This window comes from Pseudomonas sp. B23(2017), assembly GCF_002113725.1.
In the GTDB taxonomy this organism is placed as follows: Bacteria; Pseudomonadota; Gammaproteobacteria; order Pseudomonadales; family Pseudomonadaceae; genus Aquipseudomonas; species Aquipseudomonas putida_Z.
In genome coordinates this window covers 25662-50364 of record NZ_NEJM01000015.1, presented here as the reverse complement: position 1 = coordinate 50364, position 24703 = coordinate 25662, and the positions used below count along the sequence as shown (strand labels likewise).

The 24703-nt window shown below is 65.8% G+C and carries 20 protein-coding genes; 7 read left to right on the top strand and 13 right to left on the bottom strand.

What is annotated here, in order from left to right:
- Positions 1–89 precede the first annotated feature (89 nt).
- The 3 genes from CAG46_RS21535 (at position 90) to CAG46_RS21525 (ending at position 5559) form a co-directional block, all read left to right on the top strand.
- Positions 90–1583, top strand: coding sequence for an aldehyde dehydrogenase (locus CAG46_RS21535; RefSeq protein ID WP_085618522.1), 1494 nt, complete (start codon positions 90–92; stop codon positions 1581–1583).
- Between the two features lie 268 nt (positions 1584–1851).
- Positions 1852–4737: an HD domain-containing phosphohydrolase gene (locus CAG46_RS21530; protein WP_085618524.1), complete on the top strand. Its 2886-nt coding sequence runs from the start codon at positions 1852–1854 to the stop codon at positions 4735–4737.
- A 558-nt stretch (positions 4738–5295) separates the two neighbouring features.
- Positions 5296–5559 (top strand): DUF3077 domain-containing protein, encoded by a 264-nt coding sequence (locus CAG46_RS21525; protein ID WP_023660664.1) that lies wholly within the window; start codon positions 5296–5298, stop codon positions 5557–5559.
- 194 nt (positions 5560–5753) lie between these two features.
- Here CAG46_RS21525 and CAG46_RS21520 read toward each other — a convergent pair whose 3' ends face one another.
- On the bottom strand, positions 5754–7466 hold the full coding sequence (locus tag CAG46_RS21520; protein WP_085618526.1) for an FAD-dependent oxidoreductase: 1713 nt from the start codon (positions 7464–7466) through the stop codon (positions 5754–5756).
- A gap of 194 nt (positions 7467–7660) precedes the next feature.
- On the opposite strand from CAG46_RS21520, the gene CAG46_RS21515 reads away from it, so the two are divergent.
- The 3 genes from CAG46_RS21515 to CAG46_RS21505 all read left to right on the top strand — a co-directional run bounded on the left by CAG46_RS21515 (position 7661) and on the right by CAG46_RS21505 (position 10463).
- Entirely contained in the window at positions 7661–8437 is a 777-nt protein-coding gene (locus tag CAG46_RS21515; protein WP_085618528.1) for an IclR family transcriptional regulator, read from the top strand.
- Between the two features lie 140 nt (positions 8438–8577).
- Positions 8578–9630, top strand: coding sequence for a Gfo/Idh/MocA family protein (locus CAG46_RS21510; RefSeq protein WP_085618530.1), 1053 nt, complete (start codon positions 8578–8580; stop codon positions 9628–9630).
- A 17-nt stretch (positions 9631–9647) separates the two neighbouring features.
- Positions 9648–10463, top strand: a complete 816-nt coding sequence (locus tag CAG46_RS21505) for a sugar phosphate isomerase/epimerase (protein ID WP_085618532.1) — start codon at positions 9648–9650, stop codon at positions 10461–10463.
- 288 nt (positions 10464–10751) lie between these two features.
- Here CAG46_RS21505 and CAG46_RS21495 read toward each other — a convergent pair whose 3' ends face one another.
- From CAG46_RS21495 to CAG46_RS21475, 5 genes are all read right to left on the bottom strand, one after another.
- Positions 10752–12077, bottom strand: a complete 1326-nt coding sequence (locus tag CAG46_RS21495) for an MFS transporter (protein WP_085618536.1) — start codon at positions 12075–12077, stop codon at positions 10752–10754.
- Between the two features lie 191 nt (positions 12078–12268).
- Positions 12269–13948, bottom strand: a complete 1680-nt coding sequence (locus CAG46_RS21490; protein ID WP_085618538.1) for an FAD-dependent oxidoreductase — start codon at positions 13946–13948, stop codon at positions 12269–12271.
- A gap of 33 nt (positions 13949–13981) precedes the next feature.
- Positions 13982–14302 carry an NIPSNAP family protein gene (locus tag CAG46_RS21485; RefSeq protein ID WP_025339629.1) on the bottom strand — a complete coding sequence of 107 codons (321 nt, stop codon included), beginning with the start codon at positions 14300–14302 and terminating at the stop codon, positions 13982–13984.
- Positions 14287–16020, bottom strand: a complete 1734-nt coding sequence (locus CAG46_RS21480) for an FAD-dependent oxidoreductase (protein ID WP_085618540.1) — start codon at positions 16018–16020, stop codon at positions 14287–14289. The genes CAG46_RS21485 and CAG46_RS21480 overlap by 16 nt, the downstream gene beginning before the upstream one ends.
- 4 nt (positions 16021–16024) lie before the next feature.
- Entirely contained in the window at positions 16025–16834 is an 810-nt protein-coding gene (locus tag CAG46_RS21475; RefSeq protein WP_085618542.1) for a shikimate dehydrogenase, read from the bottom strand.
- A gap of 154 nt (positions 16835–16988) precedes the next feature.
- Between CAG46_RS21475 and CAG46_RS21470 the strand changes: the two genes are divergently transcribed.
- Complete coding sequence (locus tag CAG46_RS21470; RefSeq protein ID WP_025339626.1) at positions 16989–17759, top strand: IclR family transcriptional regulator; 771 nt, start codon at positions 16989–16991, stop codon at positions 17757–17759.
- Positions 17760–17988: 229 nt separating this feature from the next.
- Here the strand turns inward: CAG46_RS21470 and CAG46_RS21465 are convergent, their stop codons facing one another.
- Genes CAG46_RS21465 through CAG46_RS21435 form a run of 7 tightly spaced genes read right to left on the bottom strand, consistent with a single transcriptional unit; the run spans position 17989 to position 24503 of the window.
- Entirely contained in the window at positions 17989–19032 is a 1044-nt protein-coding gene (locus CAG46_RS21465) for an ABC transporter substrate-binding protein (RefSeq protein ID WP_085618544.1), read from the bottom strand.
- Complete coding sequence (locus tag CAG46_RS21460; RefSeq protein WP_075045584.1) at positions 19029–20162, bottom strand: FAD-binding oxidoreductase; 1134 nt, start codon at positions 20160–20162, stop codon at positions 19029–19031. The genes CAG46_RS21465 and CAG46_RS21460 overlap by 4 nt, the downstream gene beginning before the upstream one ends.
- Positions 20159–21517, bottom strand: a complete 1359-nt coding sequence (locus tag CAG46_RS21455; protein WP_085618546.1) for an NAD(P)/FAD-dependent oxidoreductase — start codon at positions 21515–21517, stop codon at positions 20159–20161. The genes CAG46_RS21460 and CAG46_RS21455 overlap by 4 nt, the downstream gene beginning before the upstream one ends.
- A complete protein-coding gene (locus CAG46_RS21450; protein ID WP_025339623.1) occupies positions 21514–21804 on the bottom strand; it encodes a (2Fe-2S)-binding protein in 291 nt (96 codons plus the stop codon). The genes CAG46_RS21455 and CAG46_RS21450 overlap by 4 nt, the downstream gene beginning before the upstream one ends.
- Before the next feature lie 14 nt (positions 21805–21818).
- Positions 21819–22613 (bottom strand): ABC transporter permease, encoded by a 795-nt coding sequence (locus CAG46_RS21445; protein ID WP_025339622.1) that lies wholly within the window; start codon positions 22611–22613, stop codon positions 21819–21821.
- A gap of 4 nt (positions 22614–22617) precedes the next feature.
- Positions 22618–23487: an ABC transporter permease gene (locus tag CAG46_RS21440; RefSeq protein ID WP_013972117.1), complete on the bottom strand. Its 870-nt coding sequence runs from the start codon at positions 23485–23487 to the stop codon at positions 22618–22620.
- Positions 23484–24503: an ABC transporter ATP-binding protein gene (locus CAG46_RS21435; RefSeq protein WP_085618549.1), complete on the bottom strand. Its 1020-nt coding sequence runs from the start codon at positions 24501–24503 to the stop codon at positions 23484–23486. Before CAG46_RS21435 ends, CAG46_RS21440 begins: the two co-directional genes overlap by 4 nt.
- Between the last annotated feature and the right edge of the window lie 200 nt (positions 24504–24703).

The following is a 24703-nucleotide window of genomic DNA, read 5'->3' as shown; positions in this document are numbered from 1 at the left end:
ACGCCTCGATGAACCCGCTCCCCCGGGGCTGTATCGACACTGCACCTTACGAGCAACAGAGACCGCCACGACGGTCGCCTGGAGTACAAATGTACACCCTCGAATTCTGGCAACAACGTGCCTCGGACCTCTACCTCCCGGCCAATGCACTGATCGACGGCAAGCCCGTCAGCGCACAGGACGGCGCCACCTTCGCTGCCGTCAACCCCGCTACCAACAAGGTGCTGGCCCAGGTCACCGCCTGCGGCCAGGCCGAGGTCGACCTGGCCGTCGCCAGCGCCCGCAGGGCTTTCGAACAAGGTCCATGGCCGCGCATGGCCCCGGGCGAGCGCAAGAAAGTGCTGCTGCGCCTGGCCGAGCTGATCATGGCCCATCGCGAAGAACTGGCCCTGCTCGACTCGCTGAACATGGGCAAGCCAGTCATGGACGCCTACAACATTGACGTGCCGGGCTCGGCGCAGGTGTTTGCCTGGTACGGCGAGGCGCTGGACAAGCTGTACGACCAGGTGGCACCCACCGCGCCCAACGCGCTGGCCACCATCACCCGCGAAGCCCTCGGCGTGGTCGCCGCCGTGGTGCCGTGGAACTTCCCGCTCGACATGGCCGCCTGGAAGCTCGCCCCGGCGCTGGCTGCCGGTAACAGCGTGGTGCTCAAGCCCGCCGAGCAATCACCATTCTCGGCCCTGCGCCTGGCCCAGCTGGCGCTGCAGGCCGGTGTGCCGGAAGGCGTGCTGAACGTGGTGCCGGGCCTGGGCGAGCAGGCCGGGCGGGCGCTGGGCCTGCACCCGGACGTGGATTGCCTGGTGTTTACCGGCTCCACCCAGGTGGGCAAGTACTTCATGCAGTACTCGGCACAGTCCAACCTCAAGCAGGTATGGCTGGAGTGCGGCGGCAAGAGCCCCAACCTGGTGTTCGAAAACTGCCAGGACCTGGACCTGGCTGCGGACAAGGCGGCATTCGGTATCTTCTTCAACCAGGGTGAGGTGTGCTCGGCCAACTCGCGGCTGTACGTGCAGCGCTCCATCCATGACGAGTTCATCGAGCGCCTGCAGGCCAAGGCCCGCCAGTGGCTGCCAGGCAACCCGCTGGACCCGGCGAGCCGTGCCGGTGCGATTGTCGATGCCGGGCAGACCGGCCGGATCGAAACCGCCATCGCCCGTGCCGGGCAGGACGGGGCGCGGTTGGTGTATGGTGGCCGGCGCCTGACTATCGACGGCTCGGACAATTACATCGAGCCGACCATTTTTGCCGGTGTCGATGGCCGTATGAGCCTGGCGCGGGAAGAGGTATTCGGGCCGGTGCTGGCGGTCAGTGCCTTCGACAGTGAAGAGCAGGCCGTGCGCCTGGCCAACGACAGCATCTATGGGCTGGCGGCGTCGGTGTGGAGCGATGACTTCAACCAGGTGCACCGCGTGGCGCGGGCGTTGAAGGCCGGCACCGTGTCGGTGAACACGGTCGATGCGCTGGACGTGACGGTGCCGTTCGGCGGCGGCAAGCAGTCCGGGTTTGGCCGCGACCTGTCGCTGCACTCGTTCGACAAGTATTCGCAGCTCAAGACCACCTGGTACCAGTTGCGCGCCTGATCCCTGAAGGCATACCCAGGACCTGTAGGAGCGGCCTTGTGTCGCGATAGGGCTGCAAAGCAGCCCCAGGGTTTCAGCACGGATGCACAAATTGCCGGGGCTGCTTTGCAGCCCTGTCGCGACACAAGGCCGCTCCTACAAGGGCCGGTGCTGGCTAGAGAGGCCATGCAAGACTAAATTTCTTCTCTAGCCCGGCAAAAAGCCCGTCCGCCCTCTACACTGCTGCGGGTATCAGCCAAGGCAATGTGCCATACATGGAGTACCTGAGATGGGCTGCGTGTCGAATGGTCGTGCTGCTGGCAACGCCGGACGTGGCATTTCACTGCAGTGGCTGGTGGCGCTCGCCATCGTGCTGGGCATGTTGCTGCTCGGCGCCGCCCTGGCCTGGCAGGGCTATCACGGCATTCGCCAGACCTTGGTGGCCGCAGCAGGTGATTCTGCCCAGCAAATAGGCAAGACCATCGACGAGCGCGCCCGTCGCCTGATCGACCCGGTGCACAGCAGTATCCGCCTGCTCGCCCACAACCCGGCCGCGCAAACCCCGGCGCAGCGCCTGGAACGCTTGCCGCAACTGGTCGAGACGCTGGACGCCAACCGCATGCTCAGTGCTGCCTACATGGGTTACCCCAGTGGTGAGTTCCTGCTGGTGCGCCGCTTGCGCGACCCGCAGTTGCTGCAGCGTTTCGCCGCGCCGCCGGGCACCGTGTTCCTGGTGCAGAGTGTCAGCCGTGAGGGCGGGGCGGTGCAGGGTGAATGGCGCTTCTACGACCACGCGCTGAACCTGCTGCAGGCCCAGGCCAAGCCCGAATACCGCTACGACCCGCGCACGCGCCCGTGGTTTGTCGAAGCCAGCGCCCAACCCACCACCGTGCTGACCCACCCCTATGTGTTCTTCACCACCCGCGAGATCGGCCTGACCATGGCCCAGCGCAGCGTCGACGGCGGGGCGGTGATCGGCATGGACGTTTCGGTCGATGACCTGGCCAGCGAGACCCAGGGCCTGCGCATGACCCCCGGCACCGAGATCGTCGTGGTCGACGACCAGGGCAGCGTGGTGGCCTACCCGGACCTGCAGCGGGTAATCGTGCACGAAGGGCAGGCCGTGCGCTTGTCGCGCATCGGCGAACTGGGCATTCCCAGCCTGGAGCACCTTTACGCCGACCTGCCGCAAGGCACCCGGCCGCAGCCTTATCAGGTGGACGGCCAGACCTGGTATGGCATGCGCGTGCAACTGACCAACCTGGCCGGGCAGGACCTGCAGGTGCTGATTGCCGTGCCAGGCCATGAGTTGCTGGCCGGTGCGCGCAAGGTACTGCTCGAACAGTTGCTCTGGACCGCCGCCCTGATAACCGTGCTGCTGGTGCTCGGTGGTGTGCTCGGCCGGCGCATCGGCCGCCCGTTGCGGTTGCTGGCCGAACAGCTGCAAGGCGTGGCGGGTTTTGATTTCAGCCGCGAAGTCGGGGTGCGCTCGCGGGTGTCCGAGGTGCGTGAGCTGAGCCGCGTGCTCAGCCGCATGTCCGGCACCATCCGCAGCTTCCAGGCGATTACCCTCACGCTCAGCCGCGAGCGCGACCTGGAGCGCATGCTCGACGGTGTGTTGACCCATCTGGTGGAAGCCGCCGGGGTCAATGCCGGCGTGGTGTACCTGTTCGATGCCGAACATGCCTTGCTGCGCCTGGCCGCCGCCTGCCGTGGCGAGCAGTACCCTGGCGAGCTGGCCGTGGATGAGACTGCCCAGCAGCACCTGGCCACGGCGTTGACCCAGGCCCTCGGCCTGCATGAGGGCAGCATGGCCTTGGTGTTGAATGACCGTAGCCAGGCGTTGCTGGGCATCCTGGTCCTGCAACTGGGCGATGGGTTTGTACACGAGCAGACAGGCCAGCCGTTCCGCAGCTTTGTTGCCGAACTGTCCGGGGTGGTGGCGGTGGCCATCGAGACGCGTCAGCTGGTCGAAGCCCAGCAACGCCTGCTGGATGCCATGATCAAGCTGCTGGCCGATGCCATCGATGCCAAGAGCCCCTATACCGGCGGCCATTGCGAGCGGGTGCCACAACTGGCGCAGATGCTGCTGGACCAGGCGGTGGCGGCCGAAACCGGCCCGTACGCCAGCTTCAGCATGACCGCGGCTGAACGCTACGAATTCCACGTGGCGGCCTGGCTGCACGACTGCGGCAAGGTCACCAGCCCCGAGTATGTGGTGGACAAGGCGACCAAGCTGGAAACCTTGTACAACCGTATCCACGAGGTACGCATGCGTTTCGAGGTGCTCTGGCGGGATGCCGAGCTGGCCTATTGGCAAGGCCTGGCCAGCGGTGGCGACCAGCAGGCGCTGCAAGCCACCCTGGCGCGCAGCCAGGCGCAGCTGCAGGACGACTTCGCCTTCGTCGCCCAGGCCAACATCGGCGGCGAGTTCATGCAGGACGCCGACATCGAGCGCCTGCAGCAGATTGGCCAGCGCCGCTGGCAGCGCCATTTCGACAACCGCCTGGGCATCTCCCGTGATGAGGTGGAGCGCTTTGCCGATGTGCCTGCGCCTGCGCTACCGGTTGACGAACCACTGCTGGCCGACCGCCCTGAGCATTGCGTGCCCTGGGGCCCGCGCAAGCCCCCGGTGGCCAAGGGCGACCCGCGCAACCGCTGGGGCTTCGACATGCGCTTGCCGGCCTACGCCAGCAATCATGGCGAGTTGTACAACCTGGCGATCCGGCGCGGCACGCTGAATGATGAGGAACGCTTCAAGATCAACGAACACATCGTGCAGACCATCATCATGCTCAGTTCCTTGCCGTTCCCCCGCCAGCTCAAGCGGGTGCCGGACATCGCCGGCAACCACCACGAGAAAATGGACGGCAGCGGCTACCCGCGCCGGCTGGGCGAGCAGGACCTGGGCATTGCCGAGCGGGTGATGGCGATTGCCGACATCTTCGAGGCGCTGACCGCGGCCGACCGGCCTTACAAGGCGCCAAAGACCTTGTCCGAGTCGGTGAAGATCCTGGTGGGTATGGCCCGTGGCGGGCACATCGACGGCCAGCTGCTGGAGCTGTTCCTCAGCAGCGGGGTGTACCGCCAGTATGCCGAGCGGTTCCTGCGTGCCGAGCAGATCGACGAGGTGGATGTGGCGTACTGGCTGGGGCAGATGCGTTGCCCGGCCTGAACGAAAAATCAGATTTAGCCCCTTCCTTGTAGGCCATTTCCCAAAGATACTCACGCCGCCTGTTTCCCGTTGCGGCCGCATTGGCAGCGCTCTAGTCTCGGCGGGTCGCTGCACATCAGCGATCGGCTTTGACAGGCCGCTTCGGGTTGATCGCATGGCTGAGGTTTCAATGGCAGCTGTGCGTAGGGCACGTTCGCGTGCGCCGGTAACTAATCAACTCCGCCGGTCTGTCAACCTACGTACAGTTGCCGCCCTCCCGTTTGACAGCAGGTGTGTGGTAGCTCCATCAAGGAGTTGATTCATGCTGAAAGTTGTCCCCGATCCACCACACATCCCCCCATTCCTGCGAAGACACCTTGATCCAGATGCAGATGCCCGATGGGCGCAGCACTTTGCATTAAGGCTTTATTGATGTGTCGCCAGGGCTGGCCTCTTCGCGGGTGAACCCGCTCCCACAGGATCACCACAGACTTCAAGACTTGCACAGTACCTGTGGGAGCGGGTTTACCCGCGAAAGGGCCGGCTCAGGCACTCGAGATATTTCAGGGGGATTGAATAATGACCACAGAAGACACCCAATTCACCGTCGGCAAGACCACCTTCTACCAAGGTGAAAACGGCACCCATCCACTGTTCCGCATCGAGCCCGGCATCCCATGCCGCGATGCCCGCGAGCAGTCCTCGGAATTGATGGGCTATGTCCGCGAACTGACCATCACCGGCCTGATGGATGAGAAACCGATGATGATCTGGGCCGCCCATTACCTGAGCGCAATGGCCAAGGCGCTGATGGATGATGCCGAGCTGGGCATGAAGCACTGAGGTATCGCAGGCAGGCGCGGTTTCCTGTAGGAGCGGCCTTGTGTCGCGAAAGGGGTGCGAAGCGCCCCCAACGATCTGTGCATCACCGCAAAAACGCCGGGGCCGCTTTGCGGCCCTTTCGCGACACAAGGCCGCTCCTACAGGAATCGCGCCGTCCATGAGGAACAGGGCACGGCCATCAGTGATCGCTCACCTCATTCATACTCCTGCGCCCCGGCAATATGCCGCCCGGCCACATAGCCAAAGGTCAGCGCCGGGCCCAGGTTGATGCCACCCGACGGATACCAGCCGCCAAACACGCTGGCCATGTCGGTACCCGCCGCATACAGGCCAGCAATCGGCTGCCCAGCTGCATCCAGCACCCGGGCATTCCCGTCGGTGCGCAACCCGGCGAAGGTGCCAAAGCAGCCGGGCTGCACCTTCACCGCATAGAACGGCCCCTGCTCGATGGGCGCCACGCAAGGGTTTGGCCCCTTGTGCCGCGGGTCACCCTGCTTGCGGTTGAACGGTGTGGAACCACGGCCGAACGCCGGGTCCTGGCCGTTGCGGGCATGGTTGTTGAAGTCGCTGACCGTGGCGCGCAACCCTACCGGGTCGATGCCGCATGCCTCGGCCAGCTGCTCGAGGGTGGCACCCTGCTTGAGATAGCCGCTGCGCACGTGCGGCCACACCGGCAGCGGCGCCGGGCGGGCGTGGCCCAGGCCGTAGCGACGCAGGAAGCGGTGGTCGCAGACCAGCCACGAACACACCTCTTCGCCCTGCGGCACCGCCGCGACCATCGCTGACACATAGTCGTAGTAGCCATGCGCTTCGTTGACGAAACGCTTGCCGTCGGCCAGCACGCCGATGATGCCCGGTTTGCCGCGTTCGATGATGTGCGGGAAGTGGCCGACACTGCCGTCGCGGTGCGGCACTCGCGAAACCGGCGCCCAGGCCACCGGCGACTTCAGGTCGGTGGCGACCACACCGCCGGCCGATTCGCCCAGGCGCAGGCCGTCGCCCGAACAACCCTTGGGGGGCAGGGCCAGGTTGTCGTGGCCGCTGGCATCGCGCGGGAACAGTTGCCGACGGCGGGCATTGTCGTTGGGGAAACCACCCGCCGCGAGTACCACGGCCTTGGCACGGATCAGTTGCTCGCCCTGCGGTGTAGCCACCAGCGCCCCCCGCACCTGGCCATCCTCGACCAGCAGGCGTTTGGCCGGTGCCGACTCCTGCAGGCGCACGCTCAGGTCCTGCGCCGACCTGGCCAGGCGGGCCACCAGCGCCACGCCGTTGACCAGGTGCATCGCCCGGCCATACCGGGCCAGGTGGTACAGGTGGCGGCCAAAGCGTTTGCACACGTGCAGCAAGGCCTTGGGCGAGCGGGTCATGTTGAGGAACGCGGCAAGGTCGGCCCCCGCCATTATCGGCATGCCCATGAATGAGGTTTCGCGCATGGTCTTGCGCAGGCGTGGCAGCAGCGCACCCACCTCGCGGGCGTCATAGGGCGCGGCAATCACCTGGTGCCCGCCCTGGGCCGCGCCCGGTGTGTCGCCATGCATGTCGGGGATGCCGTTGCCGTCGGCAAATTGCAGCGCCGTGTGCTTTTCGAAAAACGCCACCATGTGCGGGCAGGCTTCGAGGAAGGCGTCGACGCGTTCGGCGTTGTAATACGCCCCCAGTTCATTGCGCAGGTAGGTACGCGGCTGCTCGATGTCTTCCTCGATACCGGCCCGGCGTGCCAGCGGGTTGCGCGGCACCCAGGCCCAGCCGCCGGACCAGGCGGTGGCGCCGCCGAACACTGGCTCCTTTTCCACCACGATCACCTTCTGCCCGTGCCAGGCAGCCGTCACGGCCGCAGCCAGCCCGGCGGCACCAGAACCTATGACCAGTACATCGCATTCGGTTTCGTAGGGAGCGGAAGGCATTGCGGGATTCCTGTATTGTTATTGGAACAAGGTTCCACATTCTTATTGGCAGCGAATCGGCCTGCAAGGGTGTGGCGGCCCTGCCGGGCAAGTAATGGGCGATAACCGGACAGTTCGTGTCGCTCTGGCTGCAGCGGCTATCGGCGGTATGGAATCATCTTCTAGAATTCGCAAAAATTTCAGGGACCTGTGTCATGGCTGGTAGTCAGATCGAACGCGCCTTCAGTCTTGTAGAAAGCCTTACCGGTGAACCGCAAGGGCTGCCGTTGCAAACCCTGGCCGAGCGCCTGGACATCCCCAAGAGCGCCACCCATCGCATGCTCACCGAGCTGGTGCGGCTGGGCTATGTGCGGCAGAACCGGGACAACAGCCGCTACCAGCTGTCGGCCAAGCTGGTGGCGCTGGGCTTCCGTTACCTTGCCAGCAGCGGTGCCGACATCATTCAGCCGATTCTTGACCGCCTGGCCCAGGACAGCGGCGAACTGGTGCGCCTTGGCGTGATCGACGGTGCCCGCCAGACCTGGATCGCCAAGTCCCAGGGCGCTCGTTCCGGGCTGCGCTACGACCCGGACATGGGCCGCGACGCACCGCTGTTCTATACCGCGTCCGGGCATGCCTGGCTGGCCAGCCTGGACGATGAGCAGGCGCTGCAGATGGTATTGCGCCAGGGCATTGCCGACCCGGCGCAGTTCGGCCCGAATGCGCCGCGCTCCACCGACGAGTTGCTCACCTACCTGCGCCGCGCCCGCGAGCGCGGTTATGCCTGGGTCGAGGAAACCTCGGCCATTGGCACCTCGGCCCTGGCTGCGGTGGTGCGCCGCCCGCAAAGTGACGAGGTGATCGGTGTACTGAGCATCGCCGGGCCCAGTGCGCGCCTGGCACAAAGCCGCCTGGTAGAACTGGCGCCGCTGTTGCTGGCGGCGGCGGAGGAACTGTCGGCGGCCAGCCGGGCCAGTGAGTTGTTCGCCTGAAGGTGCATTTCCGGTCGATTACCGCACACTCTGTTCTACAGCTTCTTCTGAAAAGCTGAACCTGGTTCTAAATTGTTGAATGTGGATTGTGGAATAAGATTCCGGAATCTGCATGACAACAATGACAAGAGGACAGGCTGTTGAACGCACCCCTTCGTATTGCCTTGATCGGCGCCGGCAGCATGGGCCGCCAGCATTACCAGCATTTGCTGAATGTGCCGCAGGCCCAGCTGTGCGCTGTGGCCGACCCGGGCCCGCAGGCCGAGGCCTTTGCTGCCGAATGCGGCGTGCCCTGTTTTGCCGACCACCGCCAGATGCTGGAGCACGCGCGCCCCCAGGCAGTGATCGTCGCCAACCCGAACAACCTGCATGTCGCCACCGCCCTGGACTGCGTCGAGGCCGGTGTACCGGTGCTGGTCGAAAAACCGGTGGGCGTGCACCTGGATGAAGTCCGCGCGCTGGTGGAAGCCTCGCGCCGCCACAATGTGCCGGTGCTGGTCGGCCATCACCGCCGGCACAACCCGCTGATCGCCAAGGCTCACCAGGTGATTGCCTACGGCAAGCTGGGCCGGCTGATCAACGTCACCGCACTGTGGCAATTGCAAAAGCCCGACAGCTATTTCGAAACCCCCTGGCGCCGCGAGCCGGGCGCTGGCTTCTTGCTGACCAACCTGATCCATGACCTCGACCTGCTGCGCCACCTGTGTGGCGAGGTGGTACAGGTGCAGGCATTCACCCGCAACGATGTGCGCGGTTTTGCCAACGAAGACAGCGCCGCGGTGCTACTGCAGTTCGCCAATGGGGCATTGGGCAGCCTGACTGGCTCCGACGCGGTGGCCGCGCCATGGAGTTGGGAGCTGGACTCCGGCGAAAGCCCGGTCTACCCGCGCCAGGATGGCCAGCCTTGCTACCTGCTGGCCGGCACCCAGGGGGCGCTGAGCATTCCGCAACTCAAGCGCTGGCACTACGCCGAGGTCGGGTCGGGCTGGCACACGCCGTTGTTGCAGAGCGAGGAAAGCATCCCCGCAGGCGAGGCATTGACCTTGCAGTTGCAACACTTCGTGCGGGTTGCCCGGGGTGAGCAGGCGCCGCTGATCGATGCCGCCGATGGTGGCCGTACCCTGGCGCTGATCGAGGCGATCCGCCAGGCCGCGGAAACTGGCCGGGCCTGTGCGCCCGAGCACATTGCTTGACTTGTCTGGTGACGATAATGACTGAACGAATTTTCTCCCTGGCGGCCCTGACGGTACTCGAGCTGTCCCCACCGGACATGGTCGAGGCAGCAGCCCGCGCCGGTTACAGCCACGTTGGCCTGCGCCTGGTGCCCGCCACCGAGCAGGAACAGCATTTCCCGCTGGTGGCCGACGCCGACCTGCGCCGGCAGACCCAGGCGCGCCTGCGCGACACGGGCATCAAGGTGCTCGACCTGGAGATCCTGAGGCTGAAGCCGGAAACCTGTGTAGCCGATTTCGAGCCGATCCTGGCGGTGGGCGCCGAGCTGGGCGGCACGGAGCTGCTGGTGGCTGGCAACGACCCGGATGAAGCGCGGCTGACCGAGCGCTTTGCTGCGTTGTGTGACCTGGCGGCGGGGTATGGCATTCATCCGCATCTGGAGTTCATGCCTTGGACTGATGTGCGTGACCTGCGCCAGGCCATGCGGGTGGTGGCCAACGCCGACCGCGCCAATGGCTGTGTGCTGGTGGATGCCTTCCACTTCAACCGCTCCGGCTCTTCGCTGGACGATCTGGCACAACTGGCGCCGCAGCGCATGCGTTATGCCCAGCTGTGCGACGTTGCCGGCCCGGTGCCGGCCGACATGGACGAGATCCTGCGCCAGGCTCGCAACGAGCGGCGCTTCCCGGGCGAGGGCGATGCCGATCTGGTCGGCCTGCTGCGCGGCTTGCCGCCAAGTGTGCCGTTGAGCCTGGAGATCCCCACGCGGCAGTTGCTGGAACAGGGCATGAGCGGCGAACAGCGTGCGCGCATGGCGCTGGAGAAGGCCATGGCAGTGCTGGCCAGAATCTGATTGATAGAACGCGGCGTATGGCACGGGCTATCGCCCGTGTTCGCGGGCATGCCCGCTCCCACACGTACAGCGCATGGCTTGAGCCCTGTGGAGCCCTTGTGGGAGCGGCTTTAGCCGCGAACACCGGCGCAGCCGGTGCCAGGCACCGCGTTGGATTCTTCGCGGCTGAAGCCGCTCCCACAGGTACAGCGCATGTCTTGACTCAGGCGCGACCCCACACAGTGCGTTCATCGGATTGATCAAAAAAAGGGCCCGCAAGGGCCCCGTAGAGGTAAGTGGCTAGCGCGTTCAGGCGCTCTCGATCTTGCGTGGCGCCATGAAGTACATCCACACCAGCGCCAGGAAGTACATCGCCGGGATCATGGTGAACAACACGGCATAGTTGTTGTTGGTAGCGGTCAGCACGCTACCGACGATCTGCGTCATGAACATCCCGCCAATCGCAGCGCACATGCTGCCGAAACCGAACACCGTGCTCACCAGGTGCTTGGGCGTGTAGTCCATCACCAGGCTCCAGATATTCGCCGTCCATGCCTGGTGGGCGCCCACCGCCAGCGAGATGGCCGCCACCGCGACCCACAGGCCACTGGCGTTGGCGGCAAAGATGACGCTGACCATGGTGCAGGCGAAGATCAGCATCGACACCAGCCGCGCCGTGGTAGCGCGCACGCCACGGCCGATCAGCCAGGAAGACAGGATGCCGCCGCCGATGCTGCCGAAGTCTGCCGTCAGCCAGATGATGATCAGCGGGATACCCATCTGGGTCACGTTGATGCCCAGGCTGTATTGCTGGTTGAGGAACGGTGGCAGCCAGTACAGGTAGAACCAGAACACCGGTGCGGTAATCGCGTAGGCCACCGCAAAAGCCCAGGTGCCACGCAGGCGCAGGATGCGGCTGAACGGCACGCGGGTCGGCTCGGGCTCGTCATCCTGCTGGATGTACTCCACCTCGCTCTGGCGCACGCGCGGGTGATCTTCAGGGTTGTAGTACTTCAGCACCCACAGCACCACCCACACCAGGCCCAGGCTGCCCATGGCGATGAACGCGGCCTGCCAGCCCCACACGGCCAGAATCAGCGGCAGCAGGGCCGGCGTGACCATGGCGCCGACGTTGGTGCCGGCGTTGAACAGGCCGGTGGCGATGGCCCGTTCGCCAGCCGGGAACCACAGGCGCACGGTCTTCACGCAGGCCGGGTAGTTGGCGGCCTCGGTCAGGCCGAGGATGAAGCGGCAGACCATGAAGCCGGCGGCCGAGGTGGCCAGGCCGTGAGCGCCGGTAGCCAGGCTCCACAGCAGCACGGCGAAGAAGAACGCGCGTTTTACCCCGACCTTGTCGATCAGCCGGCCCTGCAGCAGGAAGCCGATCGCATAGCCGACCTGGAACCAGAAGTTGATGTTGGCGTAGTCCATCGCCGTCCAGCTCATTTCCTTGGCCAGGACGGGCTGCATGATGCCGAGCGCAGCACGGTCGATGTAGTTCAGGGTGGTGGCGAAGAACACCAGGGCGAGCATGCCCCAACGGGTCTTGCCGACGCCGAAGGCGCCGCGAAGCTTGTCGCCGATCGAACCCTGGGGCATCCGGGGGGCGGCGGGGGTGATCTTGGAGTGGTTCATAAACTGCTCGATTCTTGAAATTGTATTCAGCTGCGGTGCTACGAGTACGTGACCGGTTCCCAGGCAGGGGGGCACGCAAGGCCGGTGCATGGTGAGCAGTGAAGGCGGCAGCGTCAATTGAAGGGAAGGGCTAGTGTTCGGTTACCGAACGGTTGCGTCGGGCCCTTGGGCGCAGCCAAGGGCAGCGTAGTTCAGGAGGTCAAGGTACTCAACGCTCTACCGGCCAGATAACCGAATGTCATCCCCGGCCCCAGGGTAATACCGCCACTCGGGTAATATCCGCCCATCACACTGTCCATGTCGTTGCCCACCGCATACAACCCGGGGATCGGCCGCGCCTCGCGGTTCAGTACCCTGGCCGAGGCATCCGTGCCCAGGCCGGCGAAGGTACCCAGGCTGCCTGGCAACAGTTTCACTGCGTGGAACGGCCCGTGCAGCAGTGGCCGTAGCGACGGATTGGGGGCTTGCAACGGCTCGCCCTGCGCCCGGTTGTAGGCTGATGCACCGCGCTGAAAAACCGGATCTTCACCCTGGGCTGCATGTTGGTTGAAACCGTCCACCGTGCGCTGCAACTGCGCGGCGTCGATCCCGCAGCGCTGTGCCAGTTGCGCCAGCGTGCGACCGCTGTGCAGGTAACCGCAGCGTTGATAGTGGCGGGTGGGGAAAGGGAAGGGCTTGGCCCAGCCGATGCCATAGCGCCGTTGCGCAGCATGGTCGCAGATCAACCAGGCTTCCGGCGCTTCACCCTGCGGCGTGGCGGCGAACAGCGCGTTCATGAAGTCGTGGTAGCAATCGGCCTCGTTGACGAAGCGCCGGCCATCGCGGCGCACGGCGATGAAACCGGGCTTGGCGCGATCGATCAAGTGCGGGAAATGGCCGAAACTGCCATCGCTGCGCGGCACCCGCGACACAGGTGCCCAGGCCCCCGCATGGGTCGCAGTCGTCTGGACCAGGCCACCGGCCTGTTCGCCCAGGCGCAGGCCGTCGCCGCTGTTTTCCCATGGCGCGGCGGAGTAGTGCTGGTCACCGTCCGGCGCATGCGGCATCAGTTGCGCGATGCGCTGGCGATCATGCGCAAAGCCACCGCAGGCCAAAACCACACCGCGGCGGGCATGGATCAGCTGGCCGTCGGCAAACTGTGCGCCGCTGACCCGGCCTTCGCCCAGCAGGCGATTGGCCGGCTTGTCGGTCAGCAGCGTCACGCCAAGGTTCAGGGCGCTGCGCAGCAGCCGTGCCACCAGGGCGTTGCCATTGACCAGTTGCAGGCCGCGCCGGTGCAGCAGCAGGTCGCGGCCATGGCGCAGCAGGCGCTTGCCCACATGCAGCGCGGCCGTGGACGAGCGTGTGGCGTTGAAGAAGGCGGCCATGTCGGCACCGCCGGCAATGCCCATGCCGGCCAGGCTGACGATGTCCAGCGGTGGGCGCAGCTTGTGCAGCCAGGGCCCGAGCAGGCGCCCGTCGTATGGCAGCGCGCACAGCGAACGGCCACCGTGCGTGCTGCCGTCGCCTTCGCGCATGTCGGGCATGCGGCTGCCGCTCTGGAACTGTACGGCGGTGTGTTGCTGGAAGAACGCCACCATCTCCGGGCCATGGTGCAGGAAGGCGCGCTGGCGCGGGTCCAGTTCGCTGACATGGGTTTGCGCGCGCAGGTAGCGCTCCGGCGCATCGTCGGTCTCGACGATGCCTTCGGCAATGGCCAGCGGGTTGCGCGGTATCCACAGCCAGCCCCCCGACCAGGCGCTGGTGCCGCCCAGTTGGCTGGCTTTTTCCGCGACGATCACCTGCAGGCCGTGATGGGCGGCAGTAACGGCGGCAGCCAGGCCAGAGGCACCGGAGCCGATGACGAGTACGTCACATTCGAGGGGTTGCATGGTGGGGTTCCGCTCAGGCGTTGGAGGAAGGTTTTACTGCAGCGGCGAAAAACCGGTGGGCCGCAGCATTCGCGACTGCAAGTGCAGTACCGCGCCCAGCTCGCGGTTGCGCCGTGAGAACTCGGCCCAACGCGGGTCCGCTGCCATGGCTGCGCGGCGTGCCATTCGCTCGTCGAGGCTGGCATAACCCCAGATATGCACCACTTGGTTGACCTCACCGAACTCGCTGGTGAAAAAGCCGACCAGGTTACCGAGATGCTCGCTTTGCACCTCCAGCGCGTGGCTTTGGTACAGGCTCAGCCAGTCGGCCATTTTCAGTGGGTCGAGGGTGTAGGTTCTCAGTTCGTAGTACATGCTGGAGTCTCCATGGGGGTGGTTGGCGCCTGCAGGCGCGCGGCGATGTGGTTGGCAGCGAGCCAGCCGAAGGTGAGGGCAGGGCCCAGGGTGATACCGGGGCCGGGGTAGGAGCCTTTCATCAGCGAGTTCATGTCGTTGCCGACTGCATACAGCCCGGCAATCGGCTGGCCATCGCGGTTCAGCACGTTGGCCCGGGCGTCGGTCACCAGGCCGCGGGCCGAGCCGAGGTCGCCGGTGTGGATGCGGATGGCGTAGAACGGGCCGCTGGTCAGTGGCGCCAGGCATGGGTTGGGCGTGTGTTGCGGGTCGCCCATGTAGCGGTTGTAGCTGTTGCCGCCTTTGCCGAACGCGCGGTCGATGCCGTTGCGGGCGTCGGCGTTGAACTGCTCCAGGGTCTGCATGAATACCTGTGGGTCGACGCCAATGGCCTCGGCCAGGGCCTGCGCTGTTGCGGCGCGGTGCAGGTAGCCGGCGTCGATCAATGCCTGGTTGTCCACCGGCTTTGGCCGCGCCAGGCCCAGGCCGTAGCGGTTCATCGCCTCGGCATCGCAGACCAGCCAGCAGCTGGCAATGCCTTTGGCGAACATGGTCTGCACGAAGTGGTGGTAGGAATCGGACTCGTTGACGAAGCGTCGCCCGTCCTGGCTCACCGCGATCACGCCCGGCTTGGCGCGGTCGGTGACCAGGTGCGGGAAGCGCTCATGCTCGCCACTGGCATGGCGCAGTTCAGAAACCGGTGCCCAGAAGAAGTTGGCCACCAGGCCCTCACCCTGAGCTGCGGCCACGGCTTGGCCAAGGCGCAGGGCAGCGCCGTCATTGCTGGGCGGTGACATGGTCAGGTGCGGCGCTTGCCGGGCCGGCCGGTAGCTGTCGGCCAGCGCGCCTGCAGCGAACCCGCCCATGGCGCACACCACACCGCCCCGGGCCAGCACCCGTTCACGGCGCCCTTCGCGTTGCACCACCACGCCGGTGACCACGCCGCGTTCGACGATCAGCTCCAGGGCTTCGCTGCGTAACCACAGCTGCGTGCCATGGGCGAAGGCGCTGCTGGCCAGGCGGGCGATCAAGGCGTTGCCGGTGGTAAGCCGCGTGCCGCGCGGGTGATGCAGACGGTCCCGCGCATAACGCGCCATCAGCTTGAAGCAATGCCACAGCGACCGGGGCGAGCGGCGGATACTGAGGAAATGCTGGATATCCACGCGGTTGACCATCATGCCGCCGAACAGCAACATGCCGGGCGGCGGCATCTGCAGGTCCTTGAAGTACGGGCCGAGCTGCTTGCCATCGTACTCGACCATCTCCAGCGCCCGGCCAAACTGGGTGGCACCGGGGGCATCCGGGTAGTAGTCCGGCGAGTGCGGGCGCAGGGCGTAGCGCAGTTCGGTGTTCTGCTCCAGCCAGCGCAGCGCCTGGTGGCCATGCTCGATGAAGGCGTCGACCAGGGCGGGGTCGTAGCCGTCGCCGATGACCTGCCTGAGGTAGGTGCGAATGGCCTCGGGGGAGTCTACCGCACCGGCGGCGCGGGCTTGATCGGTACCGTAGAGCCACACCGCCCCGCCGGAAATCGCCGAGGTGCCGCCAAAGTGTTCGGCCTTTTCCACCACCAGCACTTTCAGCCCATGGCGCGCGGCCGTGGCGGCAGCGGTAAAGCCACCGGCGCCGCTGCCCAGCACGACCAGGTCAAAGTTGTGTTGCGCGTGTTCATGCGTCGGCATGGCTTCAGATCTCCAGCGGCGTGACGCCCATGAAGGCGCCCAGGTGGCCGAGCTGGGCGAAGGCCATTTCCGGGCCGGTCTGGACCGCGCAGCCAACCTGGCGTGCCCGGTTCAGCAGCGGGGTGATCTCGGGCGAGGTGACCACGTCGGCGACCAGGGTTTCGGCTTGCAAGGTGGCGAGCAGGGCGGCAGGCAGCGGCAGCTCCGCGCTGCCGCCCATGCCGACAGGGGAGGCGTTGACCAGCAGGTCGAAGCCTTCCAGCCCGTCGACCCGGGTGGCAAGTTCGACCGCGGGGAAGGCATTGCCGAGCAGCTCGCACACAGCGCCCATGCGCGCAGTGCTGGGGTCGCTGAGGGTGATGCTGGCGATGCCGGCCTCGCCCAGCGCATAGGCAACGGCACTGCCGACCCCGCCACAACCGATCACCAACGCACGCTTGCCCGCCGGCTCGAAGCCATGTTTGCGCGCAGCACCGAGGAAGCCGGCGCCGTCCACGTTGTCGCCCAGCAGGCGACCGTCACGCTCACGGCGCACGACATTGACCGAGCCCAGCGCGGCTGCGCGCTCGCTCAGGCCGTCAAGGCGGCTGGCCAGGGCCTGCTTGTACGGCACGGTGACCACGCAACCGCGCAGGTTCTGCCAGCCGCGCAGGGTGCCGGCGAAGGTATCCAGCGCGGCCTCATGCAGATCGATGGGCAGCATGGCGAGGTTGCAGTTGTTGTTGGCGAACCAGGTGTTGAAGTTTTCGGGGGACTTCACCTGGGCAATGGGCGAACCGACGATGGCGACCAGTTCAGTGGAACCACGAATCATGCTGACCTCCTTATTGGCGTTGTTATGCAGGCCAAGGGTGAGGCAAGGGGGCGTGGGCAACAATGCGCTGATCGGGCGTTTGATGCGATAATCGCATCATTGATCCGGTTATCGCGGTAATCGGCTGTATTTGCCCTGCTTGCGAGTCGAATAGATGAACACCCCTGCTATCCACCCCCGTGACCTGATCGCCGGCTTGCAGAAGGGCCTGGCGCTCATGCAGCTGTTCAGCGCCGAGCAGCCGCGCCTTAGCGTGCCCCAGGCGGCCAGGTTGTCCGGCCTTACCCCCAGTGCCGCGCGGCGGTTTCTGTTGACCTTGGTGCACGAAGGGTTTGCCGAAACCGACAGCCGTGAGTACTGGCTTACGCCCAAGGCGCTGCGCCTTGGCCAGGCGTATGTGGACTCGGCACAACTGCCGCGCATGCTGCGGCCGATCGTCGAGCAGGTGGCGCGGCAGACCCAGGAGCATGTGTCGGTAGGTACCCGTGATGGTGACGAGATCATCCACCTGGTACGTAGCCGCTACAGCCATGTGGCCTCGTTGTCGATCCGGCCGGGTTCGCGGGTGCCGATGTATTGCACCGCCGGCGGGCGCGTCTGGCTGGCCTGGCTGGATGAGGGGGAGCGGGATGCCTACTTTGCGCGTAACCCGCTGCGAGGGTTGACGCCTTATACGCAGACGGACCGGTTACAGCTGGAGGCGGAGTTGCTGCGGGTGAAGGAGCAGGGATTCTGTATCGTGGACCAGGAGTATGAAATCGGCATGCGCGTGCTGGGTGTGCCACTGCTGGACCGGGCTGGCCGGCTGAAAGCGACGTTGACCATCACCACCCATGCTTCGCGGTTGAGTGTGGATGAAATACGCTTGCGGTATCTGCCGACCCTGTACGAGGCCCAGGCGTTGTTGCGGCCGGTGCTGGATTGAGGTGTCAGGGTTTGGAGGTGTGTTGCCTTCTTCGCGGGAAACTCGATCTCATAGAACTGAACATGATTCATTGAGCTAGCCGGGACCCTGTGGGAGCGGCTTCAGCCGCGAACACCGGCGCAGCCGGTGCCATGCACCGCGCTGGATTCTTCGCGGCTAAAGCCGCTCCCACAGGGTACGCGGACCGACAGCGCAGCCCAAAGGGGCGGGAGCGGCCCAGGCCCTCGGCTTATCGCTCGATCTGGCGGTTCCAGCGCGCGTTCCATTCGGGGCGCTGGGTGTTGACCTGGTCCCAGTCGATGGTCACGGCAGTCTGCAGGTAGGTCTGCATGGCTTCGACCTGGCCACGGGTCTTGTCACTGGTAGGTGTGTTGGGGTTGGACGGGATCTGGTCACCCAGCTCCAGGGCCGGCGACTGCGCCTCGGGGCTGAGCAGGAACTCGGCGAGCTTCTGCGCAAGCTCCGGCTGGTCGTTGTTGGCCGTGACGCATTCGGCCTGGTTGAGCACCACGGCACCTTCCTTGGGCGCGGCGTACTCCACCGGGATGCCTTTGAGCTTCAGCGCCGTCACCTGGGTGGGGGTGAGCGGGAACAGCGCGGCTTCGTCGGTTTGCACCATTTCCGAGAGCTTGGCCGAATTGGGGATGTACTCCAGCACGTTCGGGCCCACGTTCTTCTGCCAGGCCGTGAAGCCCGGGTTGACATCGGTATCGCTGCCGCCGTGCAGGCGGTTGTACATCAGGAAACCATGCAGGCCGAAGGTGGACGATGCCATCGACTGGAACACCACCTTGTCCTTGAAGCGCGGGTCGGCCAGGTCGTTCCAGGAGGTGGGCGCTGCCCAGTCATTGGCCTTGAACAGGCGGCTGTTGTAGGCAAGCCCGGTCACGCCCAGGCTGACTGCGGCGGCCTTGTCCTTGATCAGGGCCTTTTCCGGCAACTGGGCCAAGGTCGGGTTGGGTTTGAGCGTGCTGCACAGGCCCATGCCGATGGCGCGGTACATGATGCCGTCATCCAGCACCATCACATGGATCGACGGCTTGTTCGGCGTGGCCTGGACCTTGGCGAGGATGTCGGCCGAGGTGCCGGGGACAATCACCACCTTCACGCCGTTGGCCTGCTCGAACTTTGGCAGGATATTGTCGCTGAACAGCCGTTCCATGGTGCCGCCGTTCATGCCCAGGTAAAGCGTGGGTTGGGCCATGGCGGGCAGGCAGGCGAACAGGCCGGGCACGGTGCAGAACAGGGCGAGCAAACGTTGCTTGTGCGTCATGACAGGTTTTCCTTGTGGTGGTTGGGCTGAAAGCGGTTGATGGAAAAAGCCGCAAGGCTGAGTGCCGGCGCGCCGTGCAGGATGCATTGCGCCAACGCTTCACCGGCAGCCGGGCCTATCTGGAAGCCGGCACCGGCAAAGCCGAAACCATGCAGCAGGCCGGGCTGGTGCAGGCTGGGGCCGAGCACCGGTTCGTCATCGGGCAGGTAGCCTTCGGTGCCGCTCCAGGTGCGAATGGCCTGGGCGCCGGCCAGTGCCGGGTACAGCTCGGTGGCATTGCGCAGAATGTCGAGCACTGCGGCCTGGCCCGGGCGTGCGGTGGTCGGGGTAAGGGCAAAACCGCGCCCGCCGCCCAGCACGCAGTTGCCACGCGCCACCTGGCGGGCGTAGATGCCGCCGCCTTCGACCCCGGTGCTGGCGGTCATGAACAGCGGCAGCGGCTCGGTCACCAGCATGGCGGGGTGGGCCGCGGTCAGCGGCACCGGCTCGCCGAACTGCTCGGCCAGTTGCGCCGACCAGGCGCCGGCGCAATTCAACAGCCAGGGCGCCTTGAAGCCTTGGCCGCTGCTGGTGCTTACGCTGAAACGGTGGCCGTCGTGCCCCACCTCCAGCACCTTGCACTGCTCATGCACCTGGGCGCCGCTGCGTCTGGCCGCCTGGGCGAAGGCCGGTGACACCAGCCGTGGGTTGGCATGGCCGTCCTCGGGGCAGTACGAGGCGCCGACAGCGATATCGCCCACCCAGGGGAAGCGCTGGCGCAGTTCGCGTCGTTCAAGCAGTTGCAGGCGAAGGTCAAAAGCCTGGGTGCGCCGGGCATAGGCCTTCAAGGCATCGAAGTCGGTTTCGCTGCGGGCCAGCTTCAGGTGGCCGCTGCGGGCGTATTCGCCATCGATGCCGATCCAATCGCGCAGATTCCCCCAGATGGCATGGGCGCGCATCGACAACGGCAGCTGGGCCAACGAGCGGCCCTGGCGGCGCACACCGCCGTAGTTCACCCCGCTGGAGTGCGAGCCGCAGAAGTCGCGTTCCAGCAATGCCACTTGCCGACCAGCGCGGGCCAGGGTCAAGGCCGCGCTGCTGCCGATGATGCCGCCGCCGACGATGATGGCGTCCACTTCGATCAACTTCATGGTTTTATCTCCAGGCCAAAGGGCAGGGGCTTGACCGGTGCCTGGCCACGCAGGCGCCCTACCTGGTCAATGGCCCGACCGCTTTCGCAGGCGATCAACTCGGCGGCAGCGGCACCGCACACGCGGCCCTGGCAGCGGCCCATGCCGACTCGGCACATGGCCTTGACCCGGTTGATTTCCCAGTGCCCGGCACGCACGGTGGCGCGGATTTCCCCGGCGCTGATCTGTTCGCAGCGGCACACGGTGAGATGGTCCGGGGCTTGACGGGCCCACTGCTCGGGAAATGGAAAGGCCTGCTCCAGCCCTTGGCGGAAGCGCTGCAAGGTGGCCAGGCGCCTTTCCAGTTGCTGCTGGCGCTGCGGGTTGCCGGGCTTGCCGAGGTCGGCCAGCAGTGTCAGGGCGGCCAGTTCACCGCTCATCTCGGCACCGTCGGCACCGAGGATGCCGGCACCGTCGCCTGCCAGGTACACGCCGGGGCTGGTGGCCCGGCCCTGGGCGTCACGTACCGGTAGCCAGGCGCGGTTGAGCGCGCTCCAGGCGAACTGGCAACCCAGCAGGTCGGCCAGTTGGGTTTCACTGCGCAGGGCGTGGGCGAATGCCACGGCGTCGCACGGCAGGTCGTGTTGCTGGCCATTGTGCAGCCAGCGCACAGCGCTGGCGCGTTGCTCGCCGTCGATACCCAGCAGGGTCACGCCCTGGTGCACCGGCACACCCTTGCGGGCCAGCCAGGCTCGGTAGTACAGGCCCTTGGCAAAGGTGCCCGGTTGCAGAAGCAGGCGTGGCAGGGCACGCACCTGGGCGCTGAACGGTGAGGTGTCGAGCACCGCGCTGACCGTGGCACCGGCCTTGGCGTACTGGTAGGCCACTAGGTACAGCAGCGGCCCGCTGCCGGCCAGCACCACCCGTTCACCGATCGCGCAGCCCTGGAACTTCAGGGCGATTTGCGCAGCGCCCAAGGTATAGACCCCAGGCAGGGTCCAGCCGGGTATCGGCAACACCCGGTCGGTGGCACCGGTGGCGACGATCACCCGGTCGAACGCCAGGCGGTCGGCCAGTTGGCCCTGTTGCAAGGTGTCCAGCACTTGCTGCTCGGCGTTCCATACCAGGGTGTCCGGGCGGTAGTCGACCTGCCCGCGCAGTTGCTCGAGGGTGGCGTGCACGGCTTGCGCCTTTCCTGCCTCGAAGCCGTACAACGCTTTGGCCGAGCGGCGAAAGTTGGCCGGCTGCTGGCGGTAGATCTGCCCGCCGCCGCGGCTGGCTTCGTCCAGCAGCACCGGGCGCAGGCCGTGGGCTACCAGGGTTTGCGCGGCGCGGATGCCGGCCGGGCCGGCGCCGATGATCACGATCGCACTCATGGCTGACGTCCCGGGTCGCGGGTCACGCACTGGCCCGGTTCCAGAAAGGTCGAGCAGGCGCGTACCCGGCGGCCATCCTGCAGGCGTACCCAGCAGTCCTGGCAGGCGCCCATCAGGCAGAAGCCGGCGCGTGGTTCGGCGCTGAAGTCGCTGCCGCGCAGGTGCCCGGCATTGGTCAGGATGGCAGTCAGCAGGGTATCGCCGCTCATGCCTCTGGCCGGTTGGCCGTCGAGCAGGAAGGGCACTGGCTCGCGGTCGTGTTCGGCCACGCGCTTGAACAGAGGCATGGGGGCATTCCTTGTCATTGCTTGCCCACCAGCACGCGGTCCAGGCCATATACGCGGTCCAGGGCGACCATGGTCAGGGCGGTGACGGCGATCACCAGTGCCGAGACGGCGGCCATCATCGGGTCGATGGATTCGGTGGCGTATACGTACATGCGCACTGGCAGGGTCTGGGTGGCAGGCGAGGTGACGAAGATCGACAGGGTCACTTCGTCGAAGCTGTTGATGAACGCCAGCAGCCAGCCGCCGGCCACACCGGGCAGGATCATCGGCAGGGTGACCTTGCAGAACAGCGTGACCCGGCCAGCACCCAGGCTTTGCGCGGCCTGCTCGGCGCTGCGATCGATACCGATGGCTGCAGCCAGTACCAGGCGCAGCACGTAAGGGGTGATCACCACGACATGGGCGAACACCAGCCAGGCGAAGCTGCCATTGACCCCCAGCAAGGCGAACAGCCGCAGCAAGGCCACACCCAGCACCAGGTGCGGGATGATGATCGGCGACAGCAGCAGGCCGTTGAGAAAGCCTTGGCCGGGGAAGCTGTAGCGGGTGATCGCCAGGCCCGCCGGCACGGCGATCAAAGTGGCCAGCGAGGCAGCCAGGGCCGCGAGTTTCAGGCTGTTGTAGAACGCATCGAGGAAATCGGCACGCTCGAACACGGCGCTGAACCAGCGTAGCGAGAAGCCGGCGGTGGGCAGGCTCAGGGTGTTTTCCGGGGTGAATGCCACCAGGCACACCACCACCAGCGGGGCGAGCATGAACAGCATCACCAGGGCGTGAAAGGAAAGGGCCAGCGGGCCGTTACGGGTCATCGGTTCAGACTCCAAGTGCGCGTTTGTAGCGGCGTTCGACCAGCCGGTTCCAACTGAGCATCACCAGCAGGTTGATCAGCAGCAGGGCCACGGCGATGGTGGCACCCATCGGCCAGTTCAGTTCAGCTAGGTACTGGTCGTAGATCATGGTGGCGACCATCTTCAGCCGGCGCCCGCCCAGCAGGCCGGGAATGGCGAACGAACTGGCGGCCAGGCCGAACACGATCAGCGTGCCCGACAGCACGCCGGGCATGATCTGTGGCAGCACGATGCGGCGGAACACCGTCCACTGGCTGGCACCCAGTGACAGCGCGGCTTGCTCGGCAGCCGGGTCGAGCTTCTGCAGCGAGGTCCACACCGGGATGATCATGAACGGCAGCATCACGTGGACCAGGCCGATGATTACCGCAAAGGGCGTATACAGCAGCTTCACCGGCTGCCCGCCGAGGGCAGTGATGCCCTGGTTGACCAGGCCGTCGGCGCCCAGCAGCAGGCTCCAGCCGAAGGCCCGCACTACCACCGAAATCAGCAGCGGGGTCAGCACCAGGATCAGGAAGATCGAGCGCCACGGCGCGCCCATGCGGCTGAGCACCAAGGCCTCGGGGATGCCGATCAGCACGCAAAGCAGGGTGACCAGGGCGCTGATCCAGAAGGTGCGGAAGAAGATCTCGTAGTAGTAGGTGTCGGTCACCAGGCTCAGGTAATGGCCGAGGGTGTACTGGCCGGCCTGGATGCCGCTGCTGTAGTCGAACGCGTTGAACGACAGCAGCACGGTCAGCCCCAGTGGCACCACCAGCAAGGCCAGGAACAACAGCAGCGCCGGGCTGCTGAGGCCGTAGCCCCAGGCGCTGCTGCGCAGCTTTGCCGCGCTCATGCCGCCACCTCGCCAGCGTTCAGTACCCGTAGCAGGGCATCGTTCCAGTCCAGGCCGACCTGTGTGCCTTCATCCAGCGGTGTGTTGCCGTCGTTGGCACGTACCACGGCCAGGTTGCCCAGAGCGGTGTCGACCCGATACAGCCACTGGCTGCCGAGGAAGTAGCGGCAGCTGATGCGGCCTGCGAGCTTGCCGCTGCCGGCCGGGCCGAGGCTGATTTTTTCCGGGCGCAGGCTGAGGGTCAGCGGGCCCTGGGCATTCGCCTGCGGTTGCCCGCCGGGGCCGGTTACGCCGCGCAGGCGGTTGGCCTTGCCGACAAAGTCGGAAATGAAGGGCGTACCCGGGTGTTCGTAGAGGCGGTAGGGGTCATCTACCTGGGTGATGCGCCCGGCCTCCATCACCACCACCCGGTCGCTGATCGACAAGGCCTCGGCCTGGTCGTGGGTGACCATCAAGGTGGTAATGCCGACCTCGTTCTGGATGCGACAGATCTCGAACTGCATTTCTTCACGCAGGTGGGCGTCCAGGTTGGACAGCGGTTCGTCCAGTAGCAGTACCGGCGGTTCGATCACCAGTGCGCGGGCCAGGGCCACCCGCTGACGCTGGCCGCCGGAGAGTTCGCGCGGGTAGCGCTCGGCATGCTTGTCCAGACGCACCAGCGCCAGGGCCTGGTCGACCCGGCGGGCGATGTCGGCGTTGGCCACCCTGCGCATGCGCAGGCCAAAGGCGACGTTGTCGCGCACGGTCATGTGCGGGAACAGCGCGTAGCTCTGGAACACCACGCCCAGGCCTCGGCTGGCCGGCTTGGCGTGGGTGATGTCGCGGCCGTCGAGGACAATGCGGCCGCTGGTGACCTCGACGAAGCCGGCAATCATTTGCAGGGTGGTGGTCTTGCCGCAGCCCGAAGGGCCAAGCAGGGAGACGAACTCGCCTTTCTCGATGGCCAGTGACGAGCTGGCCACTGCCTCCGTGGCGCCATAGCGCTTGCAAAGCTTGTCGATCAACAGAAAGGTCATGGCTGTGCTCCATCGCAAACGGAACCGGGGTCAACCGGCAGTTTCAGGGTGGGCAGAGCGCCAGCGGCGAAAAGCAATGCTTTTACGGACGTTGGCGCTCGCTTCTGTGGCGGCGGCCGATGTTGTGATATCGCCCTATGGACCGGAGAGTAGGGCAATGATTAGGATGGCGACAAAGGGTAATTTCACTGGGTGACAGC